The sequence below is a fragment of the Catenulispora sp. EB89 genome (assembly GCF_041261445.1).
Lineage (GTDB): Bacteria > Actinomycetota > Actinomycetes > Streptomycetales > Catenulisporaceae > Catenulispora.
This window is the reverse complement of the sequence record NZ_JBGCCU010000012.1, coordinates 77,520-98,696: the sequence shown is the minus strand read 5'-3', so window position 1 is coordinate 98,696 and position 21,177 is coordinate 77,520. Positions and strand designations below refer to the sequence as shown.

Genomic DNA, 21,177 nt, shown 5'->3' with positions numbered 1-21,177 from the left:
CTTACAAAAGCTACTGAAGGCCGATCCAGGTACGGGCCAGCGACTGGATGACCGAGCCGTTCCGGTCGGCCAGCTTGGGGGCGATGTAGTCCTGGGCCCACTGGCTGGTGGGAATCCGGAAGGCGGGATCGTCCTCGGTCAGAGTTCGGAGGATGACCTCGGCCACCTCGGCGGACGGCTGAGCCGCGGTTTCCCATCCCTGCGCCGAGATCCAGCCGATGTAGTCGGCGAAAGTGGACGCGTACACGCCCGAGGCGGCCTGGATCGTCGAGCGGTCGGCGTCGGGGAAGATGCCGAAGGACGTGTCCGGCACGAAACCGGGCACCACAAGCGAGACCGTCACGCCATGAGCCGCGGCAACCGGCGCCAAAGCCTCCATGAAGCCCTCGACGGCGGACTTCGCCGCACAGTAGGACTCGTTGAACGGCTGCCCGACCACGCCATGGACGCTGCCAACCGTCACCAGGCGGCCCCGCGAGGCCCGGAGCAGCGGCATGGCCAAGCGGCTGACGGCGATCACTCCGAAGAAGTTCACTTCCATGGTGGCACGCAGCGCGGCCATCGTGGACATCTCCATCGTGGGATCGGAGCTGGCGACCCCGGCGTTGTTGACCAGGGCGTCGAGCCGGCCGTAGGCCGCTTCCACGTCGGTCATGCAGTCCTGGACGGAATCAGGGTCGGTGACGTCGAGCTGTCGGAGGTCCACCTCGACCCCGGCGTCCCGCGCGGCGGACAACAGCGCGTCGGCCCGCCCCAGATCACGCATGGTGGCGACGGTCGTGAAGCCGTCACGTGCGCAGGCGAGGGCTGTTGCCAAACCGATGCCCGAGGACGTCCCGGTGATCAGCACCGTTCGGTCGGTCATGAGGCGCTTCCCGCCAGCTCGGCACCGGACTCAACCGCGCGTTCTGCCTCTGCGGCGTCCAGCAAGGGCTGGATGCGGATCGCCGACAGGAACGAGAAAGCGGCTAGCAAGGTGCCGCCGGCCATCATCACCCGAGAGGCGTCCAGCACCCCGAGCGATCCGGTCAGCAGGCTGACACCCAAACCACCGACCAGCGCGGCCAATGGGATCACGCCCCAGGTGAAGACCCGGTACGCGGCGTGCATGACGCCCTGATTCTCGGCCGTCATCCGCGACTGCCGCGTCGGGGCGCTGCACACGTTGATACACGACATACAGAACCCGTAGCCGGCCATGGTCACCGCGATCACCGCAGTGGGCGGCAACGCCGGCGCGGCAAGAATCCCGAGCCCGATGAGGTTGTGCGCCAGCAGCGACCAGGCGAAGGTGCGACCCAGGCCGAAGCGTGCGGCGATCTTCGGCGCGACGAGCGCGCCGATCAGCGCACCGACGGCAGCAATCGACATCGCCGCGCCGAAGGCGCCGGTCGACAGGTGCAGGCCGCGGTAGGCGAGGATCGGCAGCACCGTGACGAAGACCGGGCCGCCGGCGTTGAGCGTCACCGCCGCCAGGACCACGCGCCGCAGCACCGGATCGGCCCAGTTGAGCCGGAAGCCGAGCGTCAGACGCTGCCGGATCGAGCCGGCAGTGACCGTCTTGGTGCCCCAGGGCTGCATGAAGCGGAAGGAGGCGGCGGAGATCAGGTAGCTGGCGGCGTCGACGAACAGCGCGCCGACGCCGAGGGCGCTGTAGAGGCCGGCCGCGATCGACGGCCCGGCCACGTCGGTCACCGAGCCGCTGCCCTCCAGCCGGGAGTAGGCGCTGACCACGTCGTCCTCGGCGACCACGGCCGGCACCGCCACCAGGTAGCCGATGTTGAAGAAGATCGTCGCGCCACTCACTACCGCGACGCAGCAGAACAGCAGCGGCGTCGACAGGAAGTGCCGCCAGTACGCGATCGGGATCACCGCCACCGCGGCCAGTCGGACCAGGTCGCACGTCAGCATCGTGCGACGCTTGTCCCAGCGGTCGACCAGCACCCCGGCCACCGGCCCGACCAGCGGGATGCCCAGGTACTGCGCCATGGAGACGATGCCGACCTGCAGGGCACTGGCGTGCAGCGCGAAGATCATCAGGGCCGGCACGACGAACACCGTGACTTTGTCGCCGGCCATGCTCACCGTCTGGCCGGTCCAGAACAGGTTGAACCCGCGCCCCAGACTCGCCGGCGACCGCCTGCTCACGCCTGCTCCCGGACCACGAAGTTCGAGGTCTTGCCGGTCCGGTCGTTGCTGATCAGGGCATCGGTGACGGTTACCCGGAAGTTGCCCGGGTCGTGCTGGAACGCGGTGCTCAGGGTGAAGGTCGAGGCCAGCAGGTCCTTACGCAGCTGCTCGGTGTCGACGGAAGACCCGGTGATGGATGCGGCGGTGGAATCGGCATCAGCACCGGCGTCGGCACTGGCGAGCACCAGCACCTCGACGCTCAGCGCCCGGCCGTGGTTCTCGGTGATCACGACCTGCGCGCGGGACACCCCGGGCTGCCGCTCGGCCTGCGCCACGATGTCGTCGACATGCAACCCGAGACCCCGCACCTGCACCACGCTGTCCCGGCGCCCCAACACCCGCATCGCGCCGCCCGGCCGCCCGCACGGACACGCCACGATCTCCCCCGCGTCGCCGGTCTGGTACCGCAGTACCGGATTCAGCATCTCAGGGTTCAACGTCGTGAAGTCGAGCAGTTCGTCGTCGCCGACGTGCACCAGCTGCTCCGGCAGCACATGGAACGTGTCGTCCGGGCAGTCCGGGGTGTTCGTCCCGACGACCCAGGTCTCGGTGCTGCCGAACATGCCCCAACGTCGCGCTTCCGGCGCGACCGCCGCCATGTCCGCCTCCAGCTGCGGCTGCCACGCCTCGCCGAGCCACAGCACCTTGCGCAGCGCCGGAAGCGTGATGCCGGCGGCCCGCGCGTTCGCGAACCACAGCCGCAGCACGCTCGGCGTGCCGCCGATCGCGGTCACCTTGCGCGCGGCGAAGAACGCCAGCCAGTCGACGTACTCGTCGGCGGTCACCGAACCGACCGCGATCACCTGGCAACCGCACAGGTCGGCCAGAGCCGCGGCGAGGAAGTGCGCGCCCCACATACGGCCCGCGCCCCAGGCGTTGACGAACACGTCGTCGCGATCCAGCGGGGCCCACTGGGCATGGACTCCGGCCATGTAGAAGCCGGTCGGCGCGTAGCCGACCTTCGGCGCGCCGGTGCTGCCGCCGCTCTGGAACAGCCAGGTGGCGCCGACGTCGGCCTTGGGCTCCAGATGCGCCAGGGCCACGTTGAGATCGTCCTTGACCAGCGGCGGAACCGCGGCGATGGCGTCGAGGGCGAGGATCTTGTCGTGGCCGTCGTAGCGCGCGGCCAGCGCGGGCACCGTCTTCAGCCGGTCGAGCGAATGCTGGGCCACGGCCAGCCGGGGCTCGGCCGCCTCAGGGCCTTGCGAAAAGGCTGTGGACTGAGAAAAGGACCCGGTCATCGCGCCGCCCCCGATTCTTCCAGCCACGCGGCGTGGGCGTCGCGGTACGCGGCGAACCGCGCGCGGGCGACGTCCTTTTGGATCGAGCGGTCGTCGTCGGCCGCGCCGTCGGGCAGGATGACTCCGTCCAGCTCCAGCTCGGAGAACCAGTACCGCTCCCCGTCGTGCAGGAAGTCGACGCAGAAGAAGGGGATCGGGAGCTTCTCGGCGAAGTAAGCCGCCGCCTCCGCGAGCTCGTCCGGGACGGTGGCGAACATCTCCGTCTTCCCGGCCCGGCTGGCGTTGGCCACCAGTGAGCCGGCCTCGGGGGTCCGCTTGGCCATGGCGTACGGCTTGCCACCGATGACGTAGACCCGGTAGTCGACGGTGCCCTCGCCGAGGTAGGGCTGGACCACCAGCGTGGTGTCGCCGCCCTGGGCCAGGCTCGCCAGGCCCCTGAGATCCTCGGAGTCGCGGGCCAGGTTGATACCGCCCCCGCCGCACCAGCCGGTCGGCTTGACGATGGCCGGGAAGCTCACGTTCGGCAGGACCACCTCGTACAGGTGCTTGCCGATGTCCCGGCCGGAGCCGACGCGGATGGTCGGGATCGGCGGGATCGGGGAGCCGTCCAGGTACAGGACGGTGGCCAGCTTGTCGTTGCCGATCATCGAGGTCCAGGCCGGGAACGGCAGGTAGAAGCCGCACTGCTCGAGCACCGCGTAGAGCGCGTACTGGTTGAAGATGTCAGCTGACTGATACGGCAGCGAGTACAGGGCCGTGATGAACAGCGTGTCCTGCGGGGTCACCAGCTGGTCGTCCACGTAGACCCGGGGCGCGCCGCGGACCGTGGCGTCCACGGTCACCGCGTCGGGAGAGTGCCTGGTCCAGGTCATGCCCAGCGCTTCGGCGGCCTCCGCGTACAGGTCCCAGAAGAACGGTTGCCAGAAGGCCTGTCCCCGGGTGGACTCCCGGTCCGGGAACACCCAGCACATGCGGCGCAGCGTGGAGGCGGTCATGGGGTCGAGCGTTCCAACCGGCGCTCCGAGACCGCCCCGGATCGGCTGCAGATCCGCTGCAAATCCGCTGTGACCGCCGCCCGGCGCGCGCGGCCCGGCGTCGAGCGGATCTGAAGCGCTCTTGAAGCGCGGGTTGGAACGCTCGACGCAGTCCTCGTCCGCAGCCAGATCGGGGTATGCCGCCTATGTTGCCCGAGTTCCCCTCCACGGAGCCCGACGCACTCGACACCGTGCGCTCCACCCTGGCCAGGCTGCGCTCCGTCCCGGCGCTGGCCGACCGCTACTGCGACGTCGTCTCGCTGGACAGCCTCGAAGACCTGATCCACGTCCCGGTCACCGGCCGGGACGAGCTGAGCGTCGCGCTGGCGCATCTCAAGCCGAAGGCGCGCTCCGGCGCGACGTGGTCGTTCCAGCGGGACTGCGGCACCGGTCTGCCAGAGCTCGGATACGCGCCGACCGGCCTGTACATGAACGAGGTGTACGAGCGCTGGAAGCCGCTGGGGCCGGCCGACGTCTTCGTCAACGGCTGGGCCGCGGGCCGGCTGTGGGACGCGCACTATCTCATGGGCGTCTACGCCGACCTGGCCGGCTGCACGGTGCTCGGGCTCGGCGCGGTCGAGCAGAGCGAGATCGGCTACTGGCTGGAGTTCTGCGCCGACCGCGACGTCACCTCCTTCGGCGGCGCCCCCGGCGCGCTGCGGCCGATCTTCGCCCGGGCCCGGGAGCTCGGCCTGAAGCTGCCCACGCTGCGCAGCATCATCTGGCTCGGCGAGGAGTGGGATCCGGCGATCGACGACGACCTGGCGTACGTGGCGCCGGACGCGCAGCGCTGGGGTCTGTTCGGCGGCGCCGAGACCCTGGTGATCGGTACGAACACGCCCGAGTGCGCCGCCGACATCTGGCATCCGCTGCCCTCGCAGCTGGTGCACGTCGGACGGGACCAGATGCTCGACGTCACCTCGCTCAAGCCGCACGGCCTCAACCCGGTGCTGCGTTTCCGGACCGGCGACGCCGGGCAGTGGGTGTCCTGCCCCTGCGGCCAGGCCGGGCCCGCACTGCGGGTCCTGGGCCGGCGGATGGGCGAGGTGAAGTTCCGCGGCCTGCTGCTCGACGTGGACGGTCTGGTCGCGGACGTCGCCGGGCAGCCCGGGGTGTCGCGGGTGCAGATGGTGATCACCGAGCACGCCGCCCGGGGCGCGACCGCCGAGGTGCTGGTGGTGCCGTCGCGCGACGCGGCCGGGGATCTGGCCGCGCGGGTGCGCGCGCACATCCTCGCCTCGGCGATCGGGCGGGCCTGCACGGCGTTCCGGAACGACCCGGACGCGCTGGCGGTGCGGTTGGCGGACAGCGTGATCAGCAACGAGCGGACCGGTCGGGCCGCCGATCTCGTGATGCGGCGGCACTCGTGACTGGCGTGAATCTGAATCTGATGAAGGCTTTCGGCGATGCGGTGCGTGCGCATCCGGACCGGCCGGCGATCGTGCACAACGGCGATTCGCTCAGCTACGCGGATCTCAATGCGCTGGTCCACGCGAAGGCGCAGGCCCTGGGATCCGATCCCGGCGTGGTCGGCGTCCCGACGACGCGCTCGCCGGACACGGTGATCGGCCTGCTCGGCGTGTTCGCGGCGGGCGGTGCGTATATGCCGATCGATCCGTCGTTCCCTGCGGAACGCGTCGAGGCCATGTACGCGGCGGCTCAGGGCCAGCCGGTGGCCGGTCCGGCCTATGTGCTGTTCACCTCCGGGTCGACCGGCGAACCGAAGCCGGTGCTGACTCCCGGTAAGGCGGTCGGCGTCACAGTCGCCGCGCTCGTCGAGTTGTTCGAGCTGACGCCGGACGACCGCGTCCTGCAGTTCGCGTCTTTGAACTGGGACACCTGCTTCGAGGAGATCCTGCCGACGCTCACCGTCGGCGCGGCGCTCGTCTTCGACGACGAGGCGCACACCGGTTCGTTCCGCCGCTTCCTGCGGATGGTGGACGAGCGGCGAATCAGTGTCCTGGATCTGCCGACCGCGTTCTGGCACGAGCTGGTCCGGCATCTGGTCGAGGACGATGCTTCACTGCCGGACTGTCTGCGGCTGGTGGTGATCGGCGGCGAGGCCGCGGCGCCGGCCCGGCTGGCCGACTGGCACCGGCTGGACACCGAGGCGGTCCGGCTGCTCAACACGTACGGCTGCACCGAGACCACGATGATCACGCATGCCGTGGACCTCGACGCGTCGATGACCGAGCGGGTGCCGATCGGCCGGGCGCTGCCTCATGTCAGGGAGCTGATCGAGGACACCGGCGAACTGCTCGTAGGTGGTCCCGCGCTGGCTTCCGGCTACCTCGGTCGCCCCGAGGCCACCGCCGAACGCTTCGTCGAGCGCGCGGACGGCCGCTGGTTCCGCACCGGCGACCGCGTCAGCCGGCGCGACGACGGCGTGGTCTTCCACGAGGGCCGCATCGACCACCAGGTGAAGATCCGCGGTGTGCGGGTCGATCCCGGCGAGGTCGAGGCGCACCTGGCGCGGCACCCTGCCGTGGCCGCCGCGGCGGTGACCGGTGTGACGCTCGCGGGCCGAACCGCCTTGGTGGGCTACGTCGCCGCGCCCGACTCAGGGCTCGAAGGCACCGCCGACCTGCTCGGCTGGCTGCGGCAGCGGGTGCCCGCGCACCTGGTCCCCAGCCGCATCACGTTCGTCCCCGAACTCGTGCACACCGCGAGCGGGAAAGTCGACCGGGCGGGCACGCACCGGCGCTACGCACCGAAGGAGAACCCGCGATGACCGTCGACGACACGCTTGAGATCTTCCGGCGAGTGTTGGAGACCCCGGACGTGACCCCGGACAGCGACTTCTTCGACCTCGGCGGCGACTCCCTGCTCGGCACCCGCGTGCTGAGCGCGGTGGCGCGCGCCACCGGTGTCGAGCTGACGTTCGACGACTTCCTGCTCGCCGCCACGCCCGGTGCGCTGGCCAAGCGCGTCGCCGAGAGCGCGGAGCGGGTATGAGGGTCCTGATCATCGGTGCGGGGCTCGCCGGCCTGACCGCCGCCCGACGCCTGGCCGACGCCGGAGTCGACGTCACCGTGCTGGAGGCGCGCGACCGGGTCGGCGGACGCACTCACGGCATCGAGGTCGCGCCGGGCGCGTGGGTCGACGCCGGCGCGGCGTATCTCGGCGACCGCCACACGGAGCTGAACGGGTTGCTCGCCGCGCTGGACCTGAAGACCTGCCCCACCGGGATGGTCGGGGACAGCCGGTTCGAGCTCGGCACCACGGAGACAAGGCCGGGCCGCTTCCCGCCTTTGAACGCGGTCGCGCTCGGCGAGCTCTTCGACCTGCTGTCCGACCTCACCGCACAGATCCGGCCCGACGCACCCTGGCTCACCCCGGACGCCGCCGAGCTCGACGGGACAACCGTGGCGCAGTGGGTCGACAGGAATCTGCGACACCCGGACGCCCGGCGTTTCTTCCCGCTGTTCCTCGGCGAGATGATGGCCGCGGATCCCGCCGATATCAGCGTTCTGCACATGGCCTTCTACCTGCGCTCCGGCGGCGGTCTCCGCTATCTCAACGCGTTCGAGGGCGGCGCTCAGCAGGACCGCGTCGATGGCGGCGCACACCAGTTGTGCGAGCGCATGGCCGTCGATCTCGACGTCCGGTATGGCGAACCCGTCCACCGGATCCACGCTGACGACACCGGCGTCACGGTTTCCAGCTCCGGCGGCGAACACCATGCCGATGCCGTCATCGTCGCCGTCCCTCCGGTCCTCGCCGACGCGATCGACTTCGAGCCCGCCCTGACCGCCCCGCGTGCCACCGCGCACACCGCGCCGGGCTGCGCGGTGAAGGTGCACCTCGTCTACCCCGCGCCGATCTGGCGCGAGCACGGACTGTCCGGCTGGTCGGTCAACGCGAACGGCCCGCTGCTGTCCACCGTGGACGACTCGCCGTCCGACTCCCCCGTCGGCGTCCTGACCGGCTTCGTCACCGGCGCCGAAGCGCATCGCTATGCCGCGCTTCCGATGTCGGAACAGCGGGAATCCGCCGTCGCACAGGCGGCGCGCCTGTTCCCGTTCCTGCCCGAGCCCATCGGCTTCCACCTCACCGACTGGGTCACCGAGCCCTACAGCCGCGGCTGCTACGCCGCCCTGTTCGGACCCGGCGACTGGATGTCTCTCGGCCCCACCCTCACCGTTCCCCACGGCCGCATCCACTGGGCCGGCACCGAGACCAGCACCGAGTTCTTCGGCCTGATGGAGGGCGCGATCCGCTCCGGCCATCGGGCTGCCACCGAAATCCTTTCCCACACACCGGAAACGCCCTCCAGGAGGTCGCGATGAGCGACGAAAACACCGCCGCAGCGCCGAGCCCCATCGCCCCGATGGCGGTTCGCGAGCAGTTCATGACCGAGCCCGATCTGGGCGCCGGCAACTTCCTGGACTACGCCCTGGCGGCGAACCCGAACCGCGACGTGCCGTTCGCCTTCAGCCACAGCACCGACCACCGCGGCCGGGTGGTCCTGCGCGGCCACAGCCTCACCGACCTGGCGGCGCTGCGCGACCGCTACGCCAAGTGGTACCACGCCAACGGCGTGCGTCCCGGCGACCCGGTCGGCATCGTCGTGCCGGAGGGCCTGGAGCCGATCATCCACTTCCTGGCGCTGTCCGCGCTCGGCGCCATCCCGGCGATGATCAACGACGCGATGCGCCCGGACATCATGGTCCGCTACCTGGACCACGTCGGCGTGGTCGGCGTCGTGGCCTTCGACACCACCGGCCTGGCCGCCGCCTACCGCAAGGACCCGCAGCGCCGGCCGGGGTTCCTGGCACTGGCCGCAGAGGTCCAGGCTTTCGACGCCGGGCCCGCCGCGCTGCCGGACCAGTATCCGTACCAGCACGAGCACGACGACGTCGTGGCCCTGATCCACTCCTCGGGCACCACCGGCACACCGAAGTCGACGATCCTGGCGCACCGCCAGTTCTGGGACGGCAAGCAGCCCCGGATGACCCGCTTCCCGGCCGAGCCCTACGACAAGCTCATGTCGCTGATGCCGCACACCCACGCCGGCGGCCTGAGCTACTTCCTCACCGCGACCCTGCTCGGCCTGCCCACCGTCGTGATGGGCAGCTGGACCCGCGAGGGCGTCGAGCCGGTGATGGAGGCCTTCCAACCCACGATGATCGCCTCCTTCCCGCGCACGTTCGTCGAGCTGGCCACCGGCGAGCTGCCGGTGAAGGGCGCGGCGAAAGTGCACTCCTGGTTCAACACCGGCGACAGCGCGCACTACGGGCACATCAGGAGGCTGATCACGCTCGGCGAGCGCCCGGCCGGCCTGATCAAGCCCTGGCTGCTACCCGCGGAGGCGGCCGCCGAGGGGGCGCTGCCCGGCTCGCAGTACGTCGACGGCCTCGGCTCCTCCGAAATGGGCATGGCGAACTTCGGCCAGGTCTGGACCCCGGAGGTGCCGCGCAACGACCGCTGCGTCGGCAAGAAGCTGGAGACCGTGACCCGGGCGGCGGTGCTGGACCTCGACGGCGAGGAGGTGCCGGACGGGACGGTCGGGCTGCTCGCCATCCAGTCGCCGTCGCTGACCCCGGGCTACTGGAACAACGACGCCCTGACAAGGTCGTTCCTGCTCAACGGGTACTGGCTCACCGGCGACGTCGCCCGCAAGGACGCCGAGGGCAACTTCTACCACCTCGACCGCACGGTCGACGTCATCGACACCGTCTCAGGACCGGCATACACCCTCCCGATCGAGGAGATCCTGCTGGCCGACTGCGACGAGCTGGTCCAGGACTGCTCGGTGTTCGGCGTGCCGGCCCCGTCGGGCCACGGCCAGGTCCCGGCCGCGATGGTCCGGCTCCAGGCCGGCGCCGCGGACGTGACCGAGGAGACGTTGCTGGAGACCGCGAACAAGGCGCTCGCCGGGGCGGGGCTGACGGAACTCGCCGCGGTGCGCATCGCGCGCGACCCGCGGGACTACCCGCTCGGCCCCACCGGCAAGGTGCTCAAGCGGGAGCTGCGAACCCGGTTCGCCACCCTGTTCAGCGCACAGCCTTCCCGATGAGCACTGACTCCCCGATGAACACGGCCTCCGTGACGGCCGTCGAATCCGGCGACCAGGGCTACCGCTACGTCCGGTCCGCGTTAGCCGAACCGGACTGGCGGCGGCTCCCCGGCTGGCGCGAGGTGACCGAGGCCGAGTGGCACAGCGCCACGTGGCAGCGGGCGAACAGCGTCAAGAACGCCGGGCAGCTGCGGGCCGTCCTCGGTGATCTGCTCACCGACCGGTTCTACGCCGACCTGGCCGCCGACCAGACCCGGTACGCGACGATGGCGATGCTGATCCCGCCGCAGATGCTGAACACGATGGTCCCCGGCGCGCCGCCGGACGACGAGTCGTTCCTGGCCGACCCGGTCCGGCGCTACCTGCTGCCGGTGGCTTCGGACCGGGACCCGGACTGGCCGAGCCACCCGCACGCCGAGCGCGACTCGCTGCACGAGGCGGACATGTGGGTGGTGGAGGGCCTGACCCGCCGCTACCCGACCAAGGCGCTGGCCGAGCTGGTGTCCACCTGTCCGCAGTACTGCGGGCACTGCACCCGCATGGACCTGGTCGGCACGTCCACCCCGCAGGTGGCGAAGACCAGGCTGGCGCTGCGGTCGGCGGACCGTCAGGAGGCGATGCTGGACTACCTCAAGCGCACGCCGAGCGTGCGGGACGTGGTGGTCTCCGGCGGCGACGTCGCGAACGTGCCGTGGCCCCGGCTGGAGTCGTTCCTGTTCCGGCTGCTGGAGGTGGAGTCGGTCCGGGACATCCGGCTGGCCACCAAGGCGGTGGTCGGCCTGCCGCAGCACTGGCTCCAGCCGGAGGTGCTGGCCGGCGTGGCTCGGGTGGCGGGCGTCGCGGCCTCCCGGTCGGTCAACCTCGCCGTGCACACCCACGCCAACCACGCGGCGTCGGTGACGCCGCTGGTCGCGGCGGCGGCGCGGGCGCTGCTCGACGCCGGGGTGCGGGACGTGCGCAATCAGGGAGTGCTGATGCGCGGGGTGAACGCGACCGGCACGGAGCTGCTGGATCTGTGCTTCGCGTTGCAGGACGAGGCGAACATCCTGCCGTACTACTTCTACATGTGCGACATGATCCCCAACGCGGAGCACTGGCGGGTCTCCGTGGCCTGCGCCCAGGAGCTTCAGGACGCGATCATGGGGTGGCTGCCCGGGTACGCCACGCCGAGGATCGTGTGCGACGTGCCGTTCGTCGGCAAGCGCTGGGTGCACATGGTCGGCGAGTACGACCGCGAGCTCGGCGTGTCCCGGTGGGACAAGAAGTACCGGATCGACGACGACGCCGCTGAACAAGGCGGCGTCTACTACGACCCGATCCACTCGCTCCCGGAAGCCGGCCGGCGCTGGTGGTCGGAGCGCTATGGCGCCGGCGCCGGCTGAGCGGCGAACGGGTTTCCGCTCAGCGTGACGCTGTGGCCGCGGAACTCCGCGACCACAGCGCCGTCGTCCCGCCGGGTGACGGTCACGTCGTAGAGCCCGGTGCGCCCCTGCCGGGACCGCTCCACGGCCTCGGCGGCCAGCAGGTCGCCGGGCCGGACCGGCAGCAGGAACGTCACCTGCGCGGTCTGCGCGACGGTCACCGGGCCGTAGGAGTTGCACGCGTAGGCGAACGCCGAGTCGGCAAGGAGGAACACGTAGCCGCCGTGTCCGATGCCGTGGCAATTCACCATGTCGCCGGCGACCTGCATGGTGAGCACGGCCCGGCCCGGTTCGACCGCCTCCAGCGCGATGCCGAGCGCCTTGCAGGTCAGGTCCTTGGCGTGCATCGCCTCGGCGTGCGCGAGTACCACGTCGTCTCCTGTCGGATTCCGCTGAGCAGTCTGAGCAGTCTGAGCCGTCATATTCGTGAGTCCAGCCGCACCGTCTCGGCGTTGCGATCGACCTCGACCAGTTCCGCGGCCCATAACCGCAGCCTGAGCCCGAGCCTGATCAGGGTCCCGGCCAGGACCCGGTCCGGGACGGCCGGCCGCAGCGACTCCAGCGCGCGGCTCAGCTCGGCCGCCAGCAGCCCGTCGTTGAACGGCCGGTCGAGCAGGACCCTGCCTTGGTCGAAACCGCCGCCGAGGGCCACCTCGCACAGGATCAGCGCCTGCGCGAACCGCTCGCGGCCGCGCTCCTCGGCTCCGCTGCGCACCAGCACGTCGGCGTAGCCGAGCAGGACGATCGCGTACGCCAACGGCTCGCGGCCCGAGGACAGGGTCCGCAGCGCGCGCTCCAGCGCGGCACCGGCCTCCCTGAGCCGGGACTGCCGGGCCCGCAGCGCGCCCAGACCGAAGGCCGCGGTACAGGCGAGCCCTCCGGAGTCGGAGGCGAGCAGCTCGGTGGCCCGGGCCAGGTGGATGTCGGCCTGGCCCCACTGCAGCGGATCGGCCAGCAGGGCGGTGCCGAGCTGCGCGTGCGCCTCGCCCAGGACCCGCGAATCGCCCAGGGACACCGCCGCCTCCAGTCCGACCGCGCACACCTGCGCCGGGACGGCCGGGTCGGAGGCGTAGGCCGCGGCCGCGAGCCGCCAGGCCGACTCCCCGTCGCCGGTGTCGACGACCCAGCGCGCCACCGCCGGCAGGCTCGGGGCCTCGGCCCGCAGGAACCCGGACGGGTCGTCGCCGCGGAACGGCAGCCAGTCGTCCGGGCCGGTGGAGGCGGGCCAGTCCCGCTCCGGCGCCACCAGGTTCGCGCAGGCCTCGTACGCCTGCAGGTACCAGCGGACGATCCGGCCCTGGACCACCTCCCGGTCCGGGAGCGTCGCCCCGCACTGCCGGGCGTATCGCAGGACCATGTCATGGAACCAGTAGCGGTCCGAGCCCGTCTCCACCACCAGGTTGGCCGAGATCAGCTGGTCGAGCAGCTGCCGGGCGCGCACCGCCGAGACGCCGGCCACCGCCGCCGCCAAGTGCAGGCAGGCCGACGCCCCGGGCAGCAGGCCGAGCTGGCCGAACAGCCGCATCGCGGCCGGGTCGAGTCCGGCGTGCGCCTCGGCCAGCGCGGCGCGCACGGTGCGCGCGTCGTCGGCCACCGACAGCACGTCCACGCCTTCGGCCAGCTCGTCGGCGAAGGAGGCCAGCGACTGCCGCGACCGGGACGCCAGGGTCGCCCCGGCGATCCGGATCGCCAGCGGCCAGCCGCCGCACAGCCGGACCACCTCCTGCGCGCCCTCGCCGCTGAGCCGGTCCGCGCCGACGATCGCGCGCATCAGCTGCGAGGCGGCCGCCGGGGCCAGCGGCTCGACCGTCAGGGTGCGCACCGCGTGCTGGATGGCCAGCGCCGTCAGCCGGGTGCGGGAGGTGGCGACCAGCAGGCTCCCGGGCGTCGGCGGGACCAGCGGCAGCAGCTGGCCGGCCGTCTGGACGTCGTCGGCCACGATCAGGATCCGCTTGCCGTGCGCCAGCGTCCGATACGTCGCGGCCCGCTCCTCGGCGCTGACCGGGAGCCGGTCGGCGCCGACGCCGAGGGCCAGCAGGATCGTGCCGAGGACGGAGCCCGCGGAGGGGATCTCGGTGGAGTCGGCACCCTGACCCGCGCTCTGACTCGCACCGCCGAGGCGGATGAAGATCTGGCCGTCCGGGAAGCGGCGCGCGACGCTGTGCGCCCAGCGCACGACCAGCGCCGTCTTGCCCAGGCCGCCGGCGCCGGAGACCACCAGGATCTGCGGCTCGTCGTCCGGTCCGGGCAGCGCGGCGGTGAGTGTTGCCAAATCTGCTTCGCGGCCGAAGAAGTGGCCGGCGCCGGCGGGCATCTGCGCGGGCTGGTGCTCCTGAATCGGCTCCGAGGTCTTCGGCGCCTCCGGGATCGCCGGACGCTCGGAGATCGCAGGCGTCTCCGATGTGCGGGGACGGGGAAGGAAGGCGGCCAGGAGCTCGGCGTCGCTCGGGGTGATCGGGCTGATCGGGGTGGTCGGGGTGATCGGGGGCTGTTCTGTGCGCGCTTCGCTGTGGCCGCGCTCGTTCCGCTCGGTCCACTCGGTCCGCTCGGTCCGCTCGTTCCGCGCATCGCTCTCGTCGCGCTCGCCGAGCCGGCCGCGCTCGTCCCGCTCCCCTCGCAGGATCCGCATATGCAGCTCGCGCAACTCCGGGCACGGATCCGCGCCGAGCTCGTCGGACAGCCGCTCCCGCACGACCTGATAGGCCCGGATGGCGTCGGCCTGCCGGTTGCACCGGTACAGCGCGGTCATGAACTGGATGACCAGCCGCTCGCGCAGCGGATCGGCCGACACCGCGGCGGCCAGGTCGCCGACCACCTCGGCGTGCCGGCCCAGCCCGAGCTCGGCCTCGAAGTACTGCTCCAGCAGGCCGATCCGCAGCTCCGACAGCCGCACCCGGTCCGCGGCGGTGCCGGGCGCCCAGACCCCGTCCAGCGGCGCGCCCCGCCACAGGTCCAGCGCCTGCCGCAGCCAGCGCGCGCTGTCCGCCCCGTTCTCGGCCCGCCGCGCGCGCCGTGCGTACTCCTCGCACATGCCCAGGTCGCTGGCCTCCCTGGGGAGATCGAGCAGATACCCGGGGTGCCGTGTGACCAGCGCGCCGCCGAGCTTGCGGCGCACCGTCGACACCAGCCCCTGCACCCGCGACCGCGGCCCGACCGGCGGCCGCCCGCCCCACAGTCCGTCGATGATCCGGTCCGTGGACAGCACCGTCCCACAGGACAGCGCCAGGATGGCGACCAGGTCCCGCTCGAGTGGCGCGAGCGGCACACAGTCGCCACCGGCCCAAGCCTCCACCGGCCCGAGCAGGCGTATCTCCAACAAAGCAGCACCCTCCCGAGAGCACCGGGGCCCGGGACCGGAAAACGGCGACGACGGCGAGAGGCGACGATGATCAGCCCCACACCGCACCCACTGGTTTCGACCCGAGCGTCCGCGCACCGACGCCGAACGAGTTCCCCGCCCGCCGGACCCCTCCGACGCCTCGTTGTCGGGATGCTACAGCTGTTCGATGCACCTGGGCAGTCTGTGCGCGAAGCGCCGGTCACAGTACACTGACGCAGGTCAGAGTGCCCCGTCGGCGTGACCGCCCGGTGACGGGAGGTGGTCGGCGATCAGTGCCCGCGCTGGCCCGCCCCGGGTGAGTCCGCGGGGTTGTCCGCGCCTCGGGCCGAGTTGACGCGCGCCGCGGCCGTCCACAACGCTGCTCCTGTGACCGACCGCATCGTCGTCCCCTTCGCCGGACCGGGCTCCGGAACCGGGGGTCTGACCTGGGGACAGCGGCAGATCTGGGACGCGATGGTGGCCACCGACACCTCGCAGAGCCTGCGCGCCGTCGTGCCCCTGGACGGCGCCAAGACCGTCGAGGATCTGGCCGGCGAGCTCCGCTTCTTCCTCAGCCGCTACCCGTCGATGCGCAGCCGACTGACATTCGACGAGCAGGGCCGGCCGGCGCAGGTCGTCGCAGGATCCGGACAGGCCGAGCTGGTCGTGCTCGACGTGCTCGACGCCGACGATCCGGCGCGCGCCGCCGAGGAACTGGCCGACCGGTGGGAGGCCACGAAGTTCGACTACGAGAACGAGTGGCCCATGCGGCTGGCCGCGGTCCGGCACGGCGGTGCGGTGACGCACGTCGTGGTGGTCCTGAACCACCTGGCCGCCGACGCCGGCGGCGTCGCGGTGATGATGGAAGACCTCAGCGCCCGGGATCCGGCCGCCGACGAGCAGGCGGAACCGCCTGGGGGGATCGCGCCAACGGACCTCGCCGACTGGCAGGACGGCCCGGCCGGGCGGCGGCAGAGCGACAGCGCCCTGCGGTACTGGGAGCGGCTGCTGCGCGCGGCCGAGCCCGAGCGCTTCGGCCCGGTCGTCCCCGACGACGGTCCCCGCTTCCGCCAACTAACCTTCCGGTCCCCCGCGCTGCTCGCGGCGGCGCGCATCGTCGCGGCCCGCACCGGCGGCGGCACGGCGCCGGTGCTGCTCGCCGCCTACGCCGTCGCCCTGGCCCGGACGACCGGCGTGCACCCGGTGCTCACCCAGACCATCGTCAGCAACCGTTTCCGCCCCGGCCTGGCCGCCGCGGTCCACCCGGTCAGCCAGAACGGCCTGCTCCAGCTCGACGTCGCCGAAGTCCCCTTCGACGTTGCCGTCGAGCGCGCGGCCCGCGCCTCGGTCCTCGGTTCCAAGCACGCCTACTACGACCCGGGCCCGTGGGAGGCGCTGAAGCAGCGCGTCGACCGGGAGCGCGGCGTCGTCGTCGACATCGGATGCGTGCTCAACGACCGGCGGCTCGGCTCGGAGCCCACTCCGGACGCCGTCGAGTCCTCGCCGGGGCCAAACACCCTGGTCTGGGGCGAGCCGCTGCCGCTGTTCAACGAGCGGCTGATGGTGACCGTCGACGAGGCCCCGGACGCGATCGAACTCCTCGTCGAGGTCGACACGCACGCGATGACCGCGCCGATGGTGGAGGCTTTCGTGCTCGCGCTGGAGTCAGTCGTCCAGGACGCGGCGCGGGTCGGCGACGACGTCCGCGCCACGTCCTGAACGTCTTAACTCATCCGCACGTGACCTGCGCCCCTCCCCAGTCCCCGTGGTCGTGCGCGTTGCCGTCGCCGCCGTCGCCGACCACCAGGTCGAGAACCTGCACGCCGGTCACGTCGACCGACAGGTTCGTGGCCGCCTGGTGTCCCTGGATCACCGGGGTGGTGGTCCGGGTCGCGCCGTCGGCCAGCACGCTGAAGGTGACGGTGCCGGCGCCGCCGGTCTCGTCGTCCACGCCCACCGAGGCGGTGAAGGTGGTGCAGTGGCCGCCGAGGTAGACCTTCACGTCGCTGACCGCGTTGGTGCCGAGGCCCTTGGCGAACGTCGCGCCGTTGATGGTGATGGTGTGCCCGTCCCCCGCCGCCTGCTCGCCGTTGCTCATGTCGCGCTCGACCGGTCCCCAGCCGTTGGTGGCGCCGATGAACGGCAGGTCACTGACATAGTCCCGGCCCGCCGAGGGCGGCACGTAGTAGCCGATGATGCGTTCGTCCTTCGCCGTGCCGGCCTTGCCCCGCTGCGTGTAGCCGACCGTCGCGGTGAGCGCGGAGGCTGACGCCTGGCTGCCGGCCGACGGCGTGACCGTCCAGGTGAACGTCGCCGACTGTCCCGGTTTCAGGGCACTGATCGAGCTCGGACTCGGGACGCTCGCCGTCCAGCCGGACGGAAGGTTCAGCGACGGGGTGAGGCCGGTCGCGCGCGACCGTCCGGCCGGGACCGAGACGGTCTCGGTGGCGGTGAAGGCGGTCGCGGGCTGCGCGGTGTCGGGGACCTTGAGGCTCGCGGTCACGCCGGGCGCCGCGGGCATCGCGTACGTGGCCTTGTTGTAGCGCGGGCTGTCGACCGGGTCCACCTTCAGCGCGGACGCGTAGCTGCCGTAGTCGGTGAGCGAGATCTTGCCGAGCCCGCCGGTACTGCCGTCCAGGTTCCATACGGCGACCGCGATCGTGTTGTTCCCGTCGGTCTTCAGGATCCCGTTCGGGATCGGGAAGCTGTGCTGCGGCCCGAGGTAGTTGACGTAGTTGCCGACCATCCAGCCGTTGACGTACAGCTCCGCGCGGTACTGCCGCGACGGGTCGTCGGCGATGGTGAGGCCGATCGACGTGTCCTGGCCCTTCGGCAGATCGAGGTTCACGTTCGTCCGGTACCAGGCGACACCCGGAGTGGTGTTCTTCGCCGGCAGGCTCACCGGCTTCCACGACGCGTCGTCGAAGCCGGGCAGCTGCCAGCCGGCCCGCTCGCCGTACAGGCCACCGGTCGACAGCGGACCGCGCACGGGGTCGATCTCCTGCTCGCCGCCGCGGACGCCCTGCAGCCGCCACGTCACCGACGTCAGTGCGGAGCCGATGAGCGAGGCGCTGGTCAGGCCGCGCGCGGAGGTGTTGTTGTTGCTGGAGTTGTAGTCCTCCTCGTGGCCCATGTTCACGGTGAGCACCGAGAGGATGTTGTCCCCACTCTGCTTCAACGACCCGGCCGGGAAGGTGAAGTCGCCGCTGCCGGTGGTGGAGCTGCCGAGGAAGGTTCCGTTGAGCCAGACCGAGAAGGCCTGCGCGCCACCTCCCGAATCAGAGACCAGATGGACGCCGGTCGCCGCCGCGGAGTAGCCGAACCTGCCTCGGTACCAGGTGCTGCCGGTGTGGAACCCGTAGTCGTCGGCGTACAGGACCGGCAGCGAGCCGATACCGGTGACGCTGTTGGTGGTGGTCTTGTCCGCGACCTGCCACGTCGAGTCGTCGAAGCCGGGCTGGGCCTCCGGGGACTCGGCCTGGACCTTCCAGTCGGTAAGCGCGGGCAGGGTGATCGGCGCCGCCGTGGCCACCGCGCCGACGAGGCTGCCGGTGGGCGAGGCCTTGGCGTGGACGTCATGCCCGTTCCAGACCACCGATCCGGCCGTGCTGAACACCTCGATGCCGGGGTCGGTGCCGTTGTCGCCGGTCAGGCTCAGGACGCGGCCGCCGTCGAGGCTGGTGGCGGTGCGCAGCAGGTGCGTGCCGCGCACCAGGACCGGCCCGGCGGCGGTGTTCTGCGTCCAGAAGGTCTCGGCGGTCGGCTTGTCGGCGAGCAGGAGCAGCAACGGCCGCGAGCCGCCGCCGCTGACGGTCACCCGGGTCAGGCCGTCGTGCTTGTAGTTGAGCCGCAGGTCGCCGGTGGTGGCGTCCCAGGTCACCTTGACCGCGCCGCCGCTGCTCTGCACGGTCGGCCGGCTGGTGTACCGCAGCACCGTCTCGCCGTCAGTGCCCTGATCTCCGTAGAGCACGGCGACGTCGCGGCCGCCGATCGTCTGCGAGCTCATCAGCTGCGAGGTCGAGTACTGCAACCGCGAGTCGCCGAGCTTGGTGTCCGCGAGCAGCAGATCCGACTCGCGGTCGTTGAGGGTGATCGCGGTGCCGGGCTCCTGCGGGACGCTCGGGTACGTCGGGCTGCTCGCCGCCGGCGGCAGGTCGATGGCGTCAACGGAGACGAAGTTGTCGGTCGAGCCGGAGGCGTGGCTGCCGTCGACGACGATCTTCAGCGTGTGCGATCCCGCGCTCAGGCCGGCGGCCTGGTAGAGCACGGCCTGGCTCGCGCCGCCGGAGCAGTCGACGGTGGCCTGCTTGACGCCGTCGAGGTAGACGTCGGCGTAGCCGTGGTTGTTGGTCTTCGAACCGATCCACCGGATCGCGGTGCCGGTGAACGGAACCGTCAGCGTGTCGCCGGCGGTGTTGGAGAACGACTCAGTGTTCTTGTAGTCGCTGCCGGTGTAGCTCTGGTTGGCGACGTGCGACCAGGAACCGGCGTACTGCAGGGCCGGATCGGCGTCGTCGTAGGTGTACTGGCCGGCCAGCCGCGCGTTGAAGTCGATGGCGATGTGCGTGTTGTCCACCGCGGTCGAGGTCGAGTCCGAGTGCCGCAGCACGTGGAACTGGGCGCCGGTGTCGGGGTTGCGCCGCGCGGTGTCCACGATGGCGCTGTCGCTCGGCGCGGCGGTCTCGACGCGGTCGGTCTTCGTCAGGTCCGGCATCGAGGCCAGCAGGTACCCGATCAGCTTGTCCTCGTAGTACTTCGGGTCGAGCTGCCGGGTCTCCCGGATCGCCGCGCCGTAGTCGTAGGAGGTGTAGTTCTCGGGCTCGCCGAGCCAGCCCCAGTTGGTGCCGCCGTAGGTCATGTAGAAGCTCTGCGCGGTGGCGCCGTTGGCGATGTTGTTCTTGTAGAAGACGTCCGCGAACTGGTCGTTGATCAGCTGCGCGCACTTGTCGTACCCCGGCCCGCCCCAGGGGTCGAAGGCGCCGCCCTGGAACTCCGGCGAGTACAGCGGCTTGCCGGCCGGGTGGTCGTAGCTGAGGTCGGGGACGCCGTTCCACGAGCTCGGGTTCGAGCAGTCGAAGCCCTGCGGGTAGGAGTCGGGGCCGTCGACGTCCAGGGCGCCGGTGCCGCTGCTGAACGTGCCGTTGTTGTTGCCGGTCAGCGGCACGGTGATGCCGTCGGCGCGCGCCTTGTCCTCCAGGTGCTGCATGTAGGCCTGGCCGGTCGCCGAACCGTTGTAGTACTCGTTCTCGACCTGGTAGGCGATGACCGTGCCGGTGCCGTTGGTGAGCTGGTGCCGCGCCAGGATCGCGTCGATCTGGGTGAGCCACTGGTCGGCGTAGGACAGGAAGGCGGGATCGTCGGTGCGGTTGTGCACGTTCTTCGTGCCCAGCCACGCCGGCAGGCCGCCGCCGTCGACCTCGGCGTTGATATAGGGCGCGGGCCGCGCGATCACGTACAGCCCGGCCTGCTGCGCCATGTCCAGGAGCTCGTCGACGTTCCGCACGCCGGTGAAGTCGTACACGCCGGGCGCCGGCGAGTGGTATCCCCAGTCGAAGTACAGGGAGGTGGCGTTGAAGCCGGCGGCCTTCATCTTCTGGAAGATGTCCAGCCAGAGGCTGGGGCTGGGGAGGCGGAAGTAGTGGAACTCGCCCGACCACAGGGCGGTGCGGGTGCCGTCGACGAGGAAGGAGTAGCCGTCGTAGGTGACGGTGTGGGGGGTACCGGCGGGGGTTTTGGTGGCTGTTGTGTTCGCCACTGTGTTCGCCGTTGTGTTCGCCGTTGTGGTTGCTGCCGTCGTCTGCGCGAGATCAGCGTTCTGGGTCGGGGTGGCGTGCACACCACCGACGGACCCGAATATCAGAGCCATGACAGTGCCAGCTGCCGCCAGCATGCGGCCGGTGCGCCGGAGGCGCGACGGACTGTTCACCCGAAGTCTCATGCGTCATTCCCGCCC

At 71.2% G+C, this 21,177-nt stretch carries 14 protein-coding genes; 7 read left to right on the top strand and 7 right to left on the bottom strand.

The window, feature by feature from the left end; all coding sequences use genetic code 11:
* Positions 1-10: 10 nt before the first annotated feature.
* The 4 genes from ABH920_RS25090 to ABH920_RS25075 all read right to left on the bottom strand — a co-directional run bounded on the left by ABH920_RS25090 (position 11) and on the right by ABH920_RS25075 (position 4,426).
* Complete coding sequence (locus tag ABH920_RS25090) at positions 11-865, bottom strand: SDR family NAD(P)-dependent oxidoreductase (RefSeq protein WP_370351564.1); 855 nt, start codon at positions 863-865, stop codon at positions 11-13.
* Positions 862-2,148 carry an MFS transporter gene (locus ABH920_RS25085; RefSeq protein ID WP_370351563.1) on the bottom strand — a complete coding sequence of 429 codons (1,287 nt, stop codon included), beginning with the start codon at positions 2,146-2,148 and terminating at the stop codon, positions 862-864. Before ABH920_RS25085 ends, ABH920_RS25090 begins: the two co-directional genes overlap by 4 nt.
* The gene (locus ABH920_RS25080; protein ID WP_370351562.1) at positions 2,145-3,362 is read right to left on the bottom strand and encodes a phenylacetate--CoA ligase family protein; all 1,218 of its coding nucleotides are present in this window, start codon (positions 3,360-3,362) and stop codon (positions 2,145-2,147) included. Before ABH920_RS25080 ends, ABH920_RS25085 begins: the two co-directional genes overlap by 4 nt.
* Positions 3,363-3,427: 65 nt before the next feature.
* Positions 3,428-4,426, bottom strand: a complete 999-nt coding sequence (locus ABH920_RS25075) for a RimK family alpha-L-glutamate ligase (RefSeq protein WP_370351561.1) — start codon at positions 4,424-4,426, stop codon at positions 3,428-3,430.
* Between the two features lie 185 nt (positions 4,427-4,611).
* Here ABH920_RS25075 and ABH920_RS25070 point away from each other — a divergent pair, with 185 nt between their 5' ends.
* The 6 genes from ABH920_RS25070 to ABH920_RS25045 are packed head-to-tail and all read left to right on the top strand — an operon-like array spanning position 4,612 to position 11,866.
* Positions 4,612-5,835 carry a hypothetical protein gene (locus tag ABH920_RS25070; protein WP_370351560.1) on the top strand — a complete coding sequence of 408 codons (1,224 nt, stop codon included), beginning with the start codon at positions 4,612-4,614 and terminating at the stop codon, positions 5,833-5,835.
* 20 nt (positions 5,836-5,855) lie between these two features.
* The gene (locus tag ABH920_RS25065; RefSeq protein ID WP_370351559.1) at positions 5,856-7,196 is read left to right on the top strand and encodes an amino acid adenylation domain-containing protein; all 1,341 of its coding nucleotides are present in this window, start codon (positions 5,856-5,858) and stop codon (positions 7,194-7,196) included.
* The gene (locus tag ABH920_RS25060) at positions 7,193-7,420 is read left to right on the top strand and encodes an acyl carrier protein (RefSeq protein WP_370351558.1); all 228 of its coding nucleotides are present in this window, start codon (positions 7,193-7,195) and stop codon (positions 7,418-7,420) included. The genes ABH920_RS25065 and ABH920_RS25060 overlap by 4 nt, the downstream gene beginning before the upstream one ends.
* The gene (locus ABH920_RS25055; RefSeq protein ID WP_370351557.1) at positions 7,417-8,754 is read left to right on the top strand and encodes a flavin monoamine oxidase family protein; all 1,338 of its coding nucleotides are present in this window, start codon (positions 7,417-7,419) and stop codon (positions 8,752-8,754) included. The genes ABH920_RS25060 and ABH920_RS25055 overlap by 4 nt, the downstream gene beginning before the upstream one ends.
* Positions 8,751-10,484, top strand: coding sequence for a class I adenylate-forming enzyme family protein (locus ABH920_RS25050; protein WP_370351556.1), 1,734 nt, complete (start codon positions 8,751-8,753; stop codon positions 10,482-10,484). Before ABH920_RS25055 ends, ABH920_RS25050 begins: the two co-directional genes overlap by 4 nt.
* Positions 10,481-11,866, top strand: a complete 1,386-nt coding sequence (locus tag ABH920_RS25045; protein ID WP_370351555.1) for a KamA family radical SAM protein — start codon at positions 10,481-10,483, stop codon at positions 11,864-11,866. The genes ABH920_RS25050 and ABH920_RS25045 overlap by 4 nt, the downstream gene beginning before the upstream one ends.
* Here the strand turns inward: ABH920_RS25045 and paaI are convergent.
* Together paaI and ABH920_RS25035 are read right to left on the bottom strand one after the other, a co-directional pair.
* A complete protein-coding gene (gene paaI, locus ABH920_RS25040; RefSeq protein WP_370351554.1) occupies positions 11,845-12,327 on the bottom strand; it encodes a hydroxyphenylacetyl-CoA thioesterase PaaI in 483 nt (160 codons plus the stop codon). The two genes, ABH920_RS25045 and paaI, sit on opposite strands and share 22 nt — an antisense overlap.
* Positions 12,324-15,224 (bottom strand): BTAD domain-containing putative transcriptional regulator, encoded by a 2,901-nt coding sequence (locus ABH920_RS25035; RefSeq protein ID WP_370351553.1) that lies wholly within the window; start codon positions 15,222-15,224, stop codon positions 12,324-12,326. The genes paaI and ABH920_RS25035 overlap by 4 nt, the downstream gene beginning before the upstream one ends.
* A 387-nt stretch (positions 15,225-15,611) precedes the next feature.
* Between ABH920_RS25035 and ABH920_RS25030 the strand changes: the two genes are divergently transcribed.
* Positions 15,612-16,943, top strand: a complete 1,332-nt coding sequence (locus ABH920_RS25030) for a condensation domain-containing protein (protein WP_370351552.1) — start codon at positions 15,612-15,614, stop codon at positions 16,941-16,943.
* A 10-nt stretch (positions 16,944-16,953) separates the two neighbouring features.
* On the opposite strand, the gene ABH920_RS25025 is transcribed toward ABH920_RS25030, so the two are convergent.
* Positions 16,954-21,162, bottom strand: coding sequence for a beta-galactosidase (locus ABH920_RS25025; protein WP_370351551.1), 4,209 nt, complete (start codon positions 21,160-21,162; stop codon positions 16,954-16,956).
* Between the last annotated feature and the right edge of the window lie 15 nt (positions 21,163-21,177).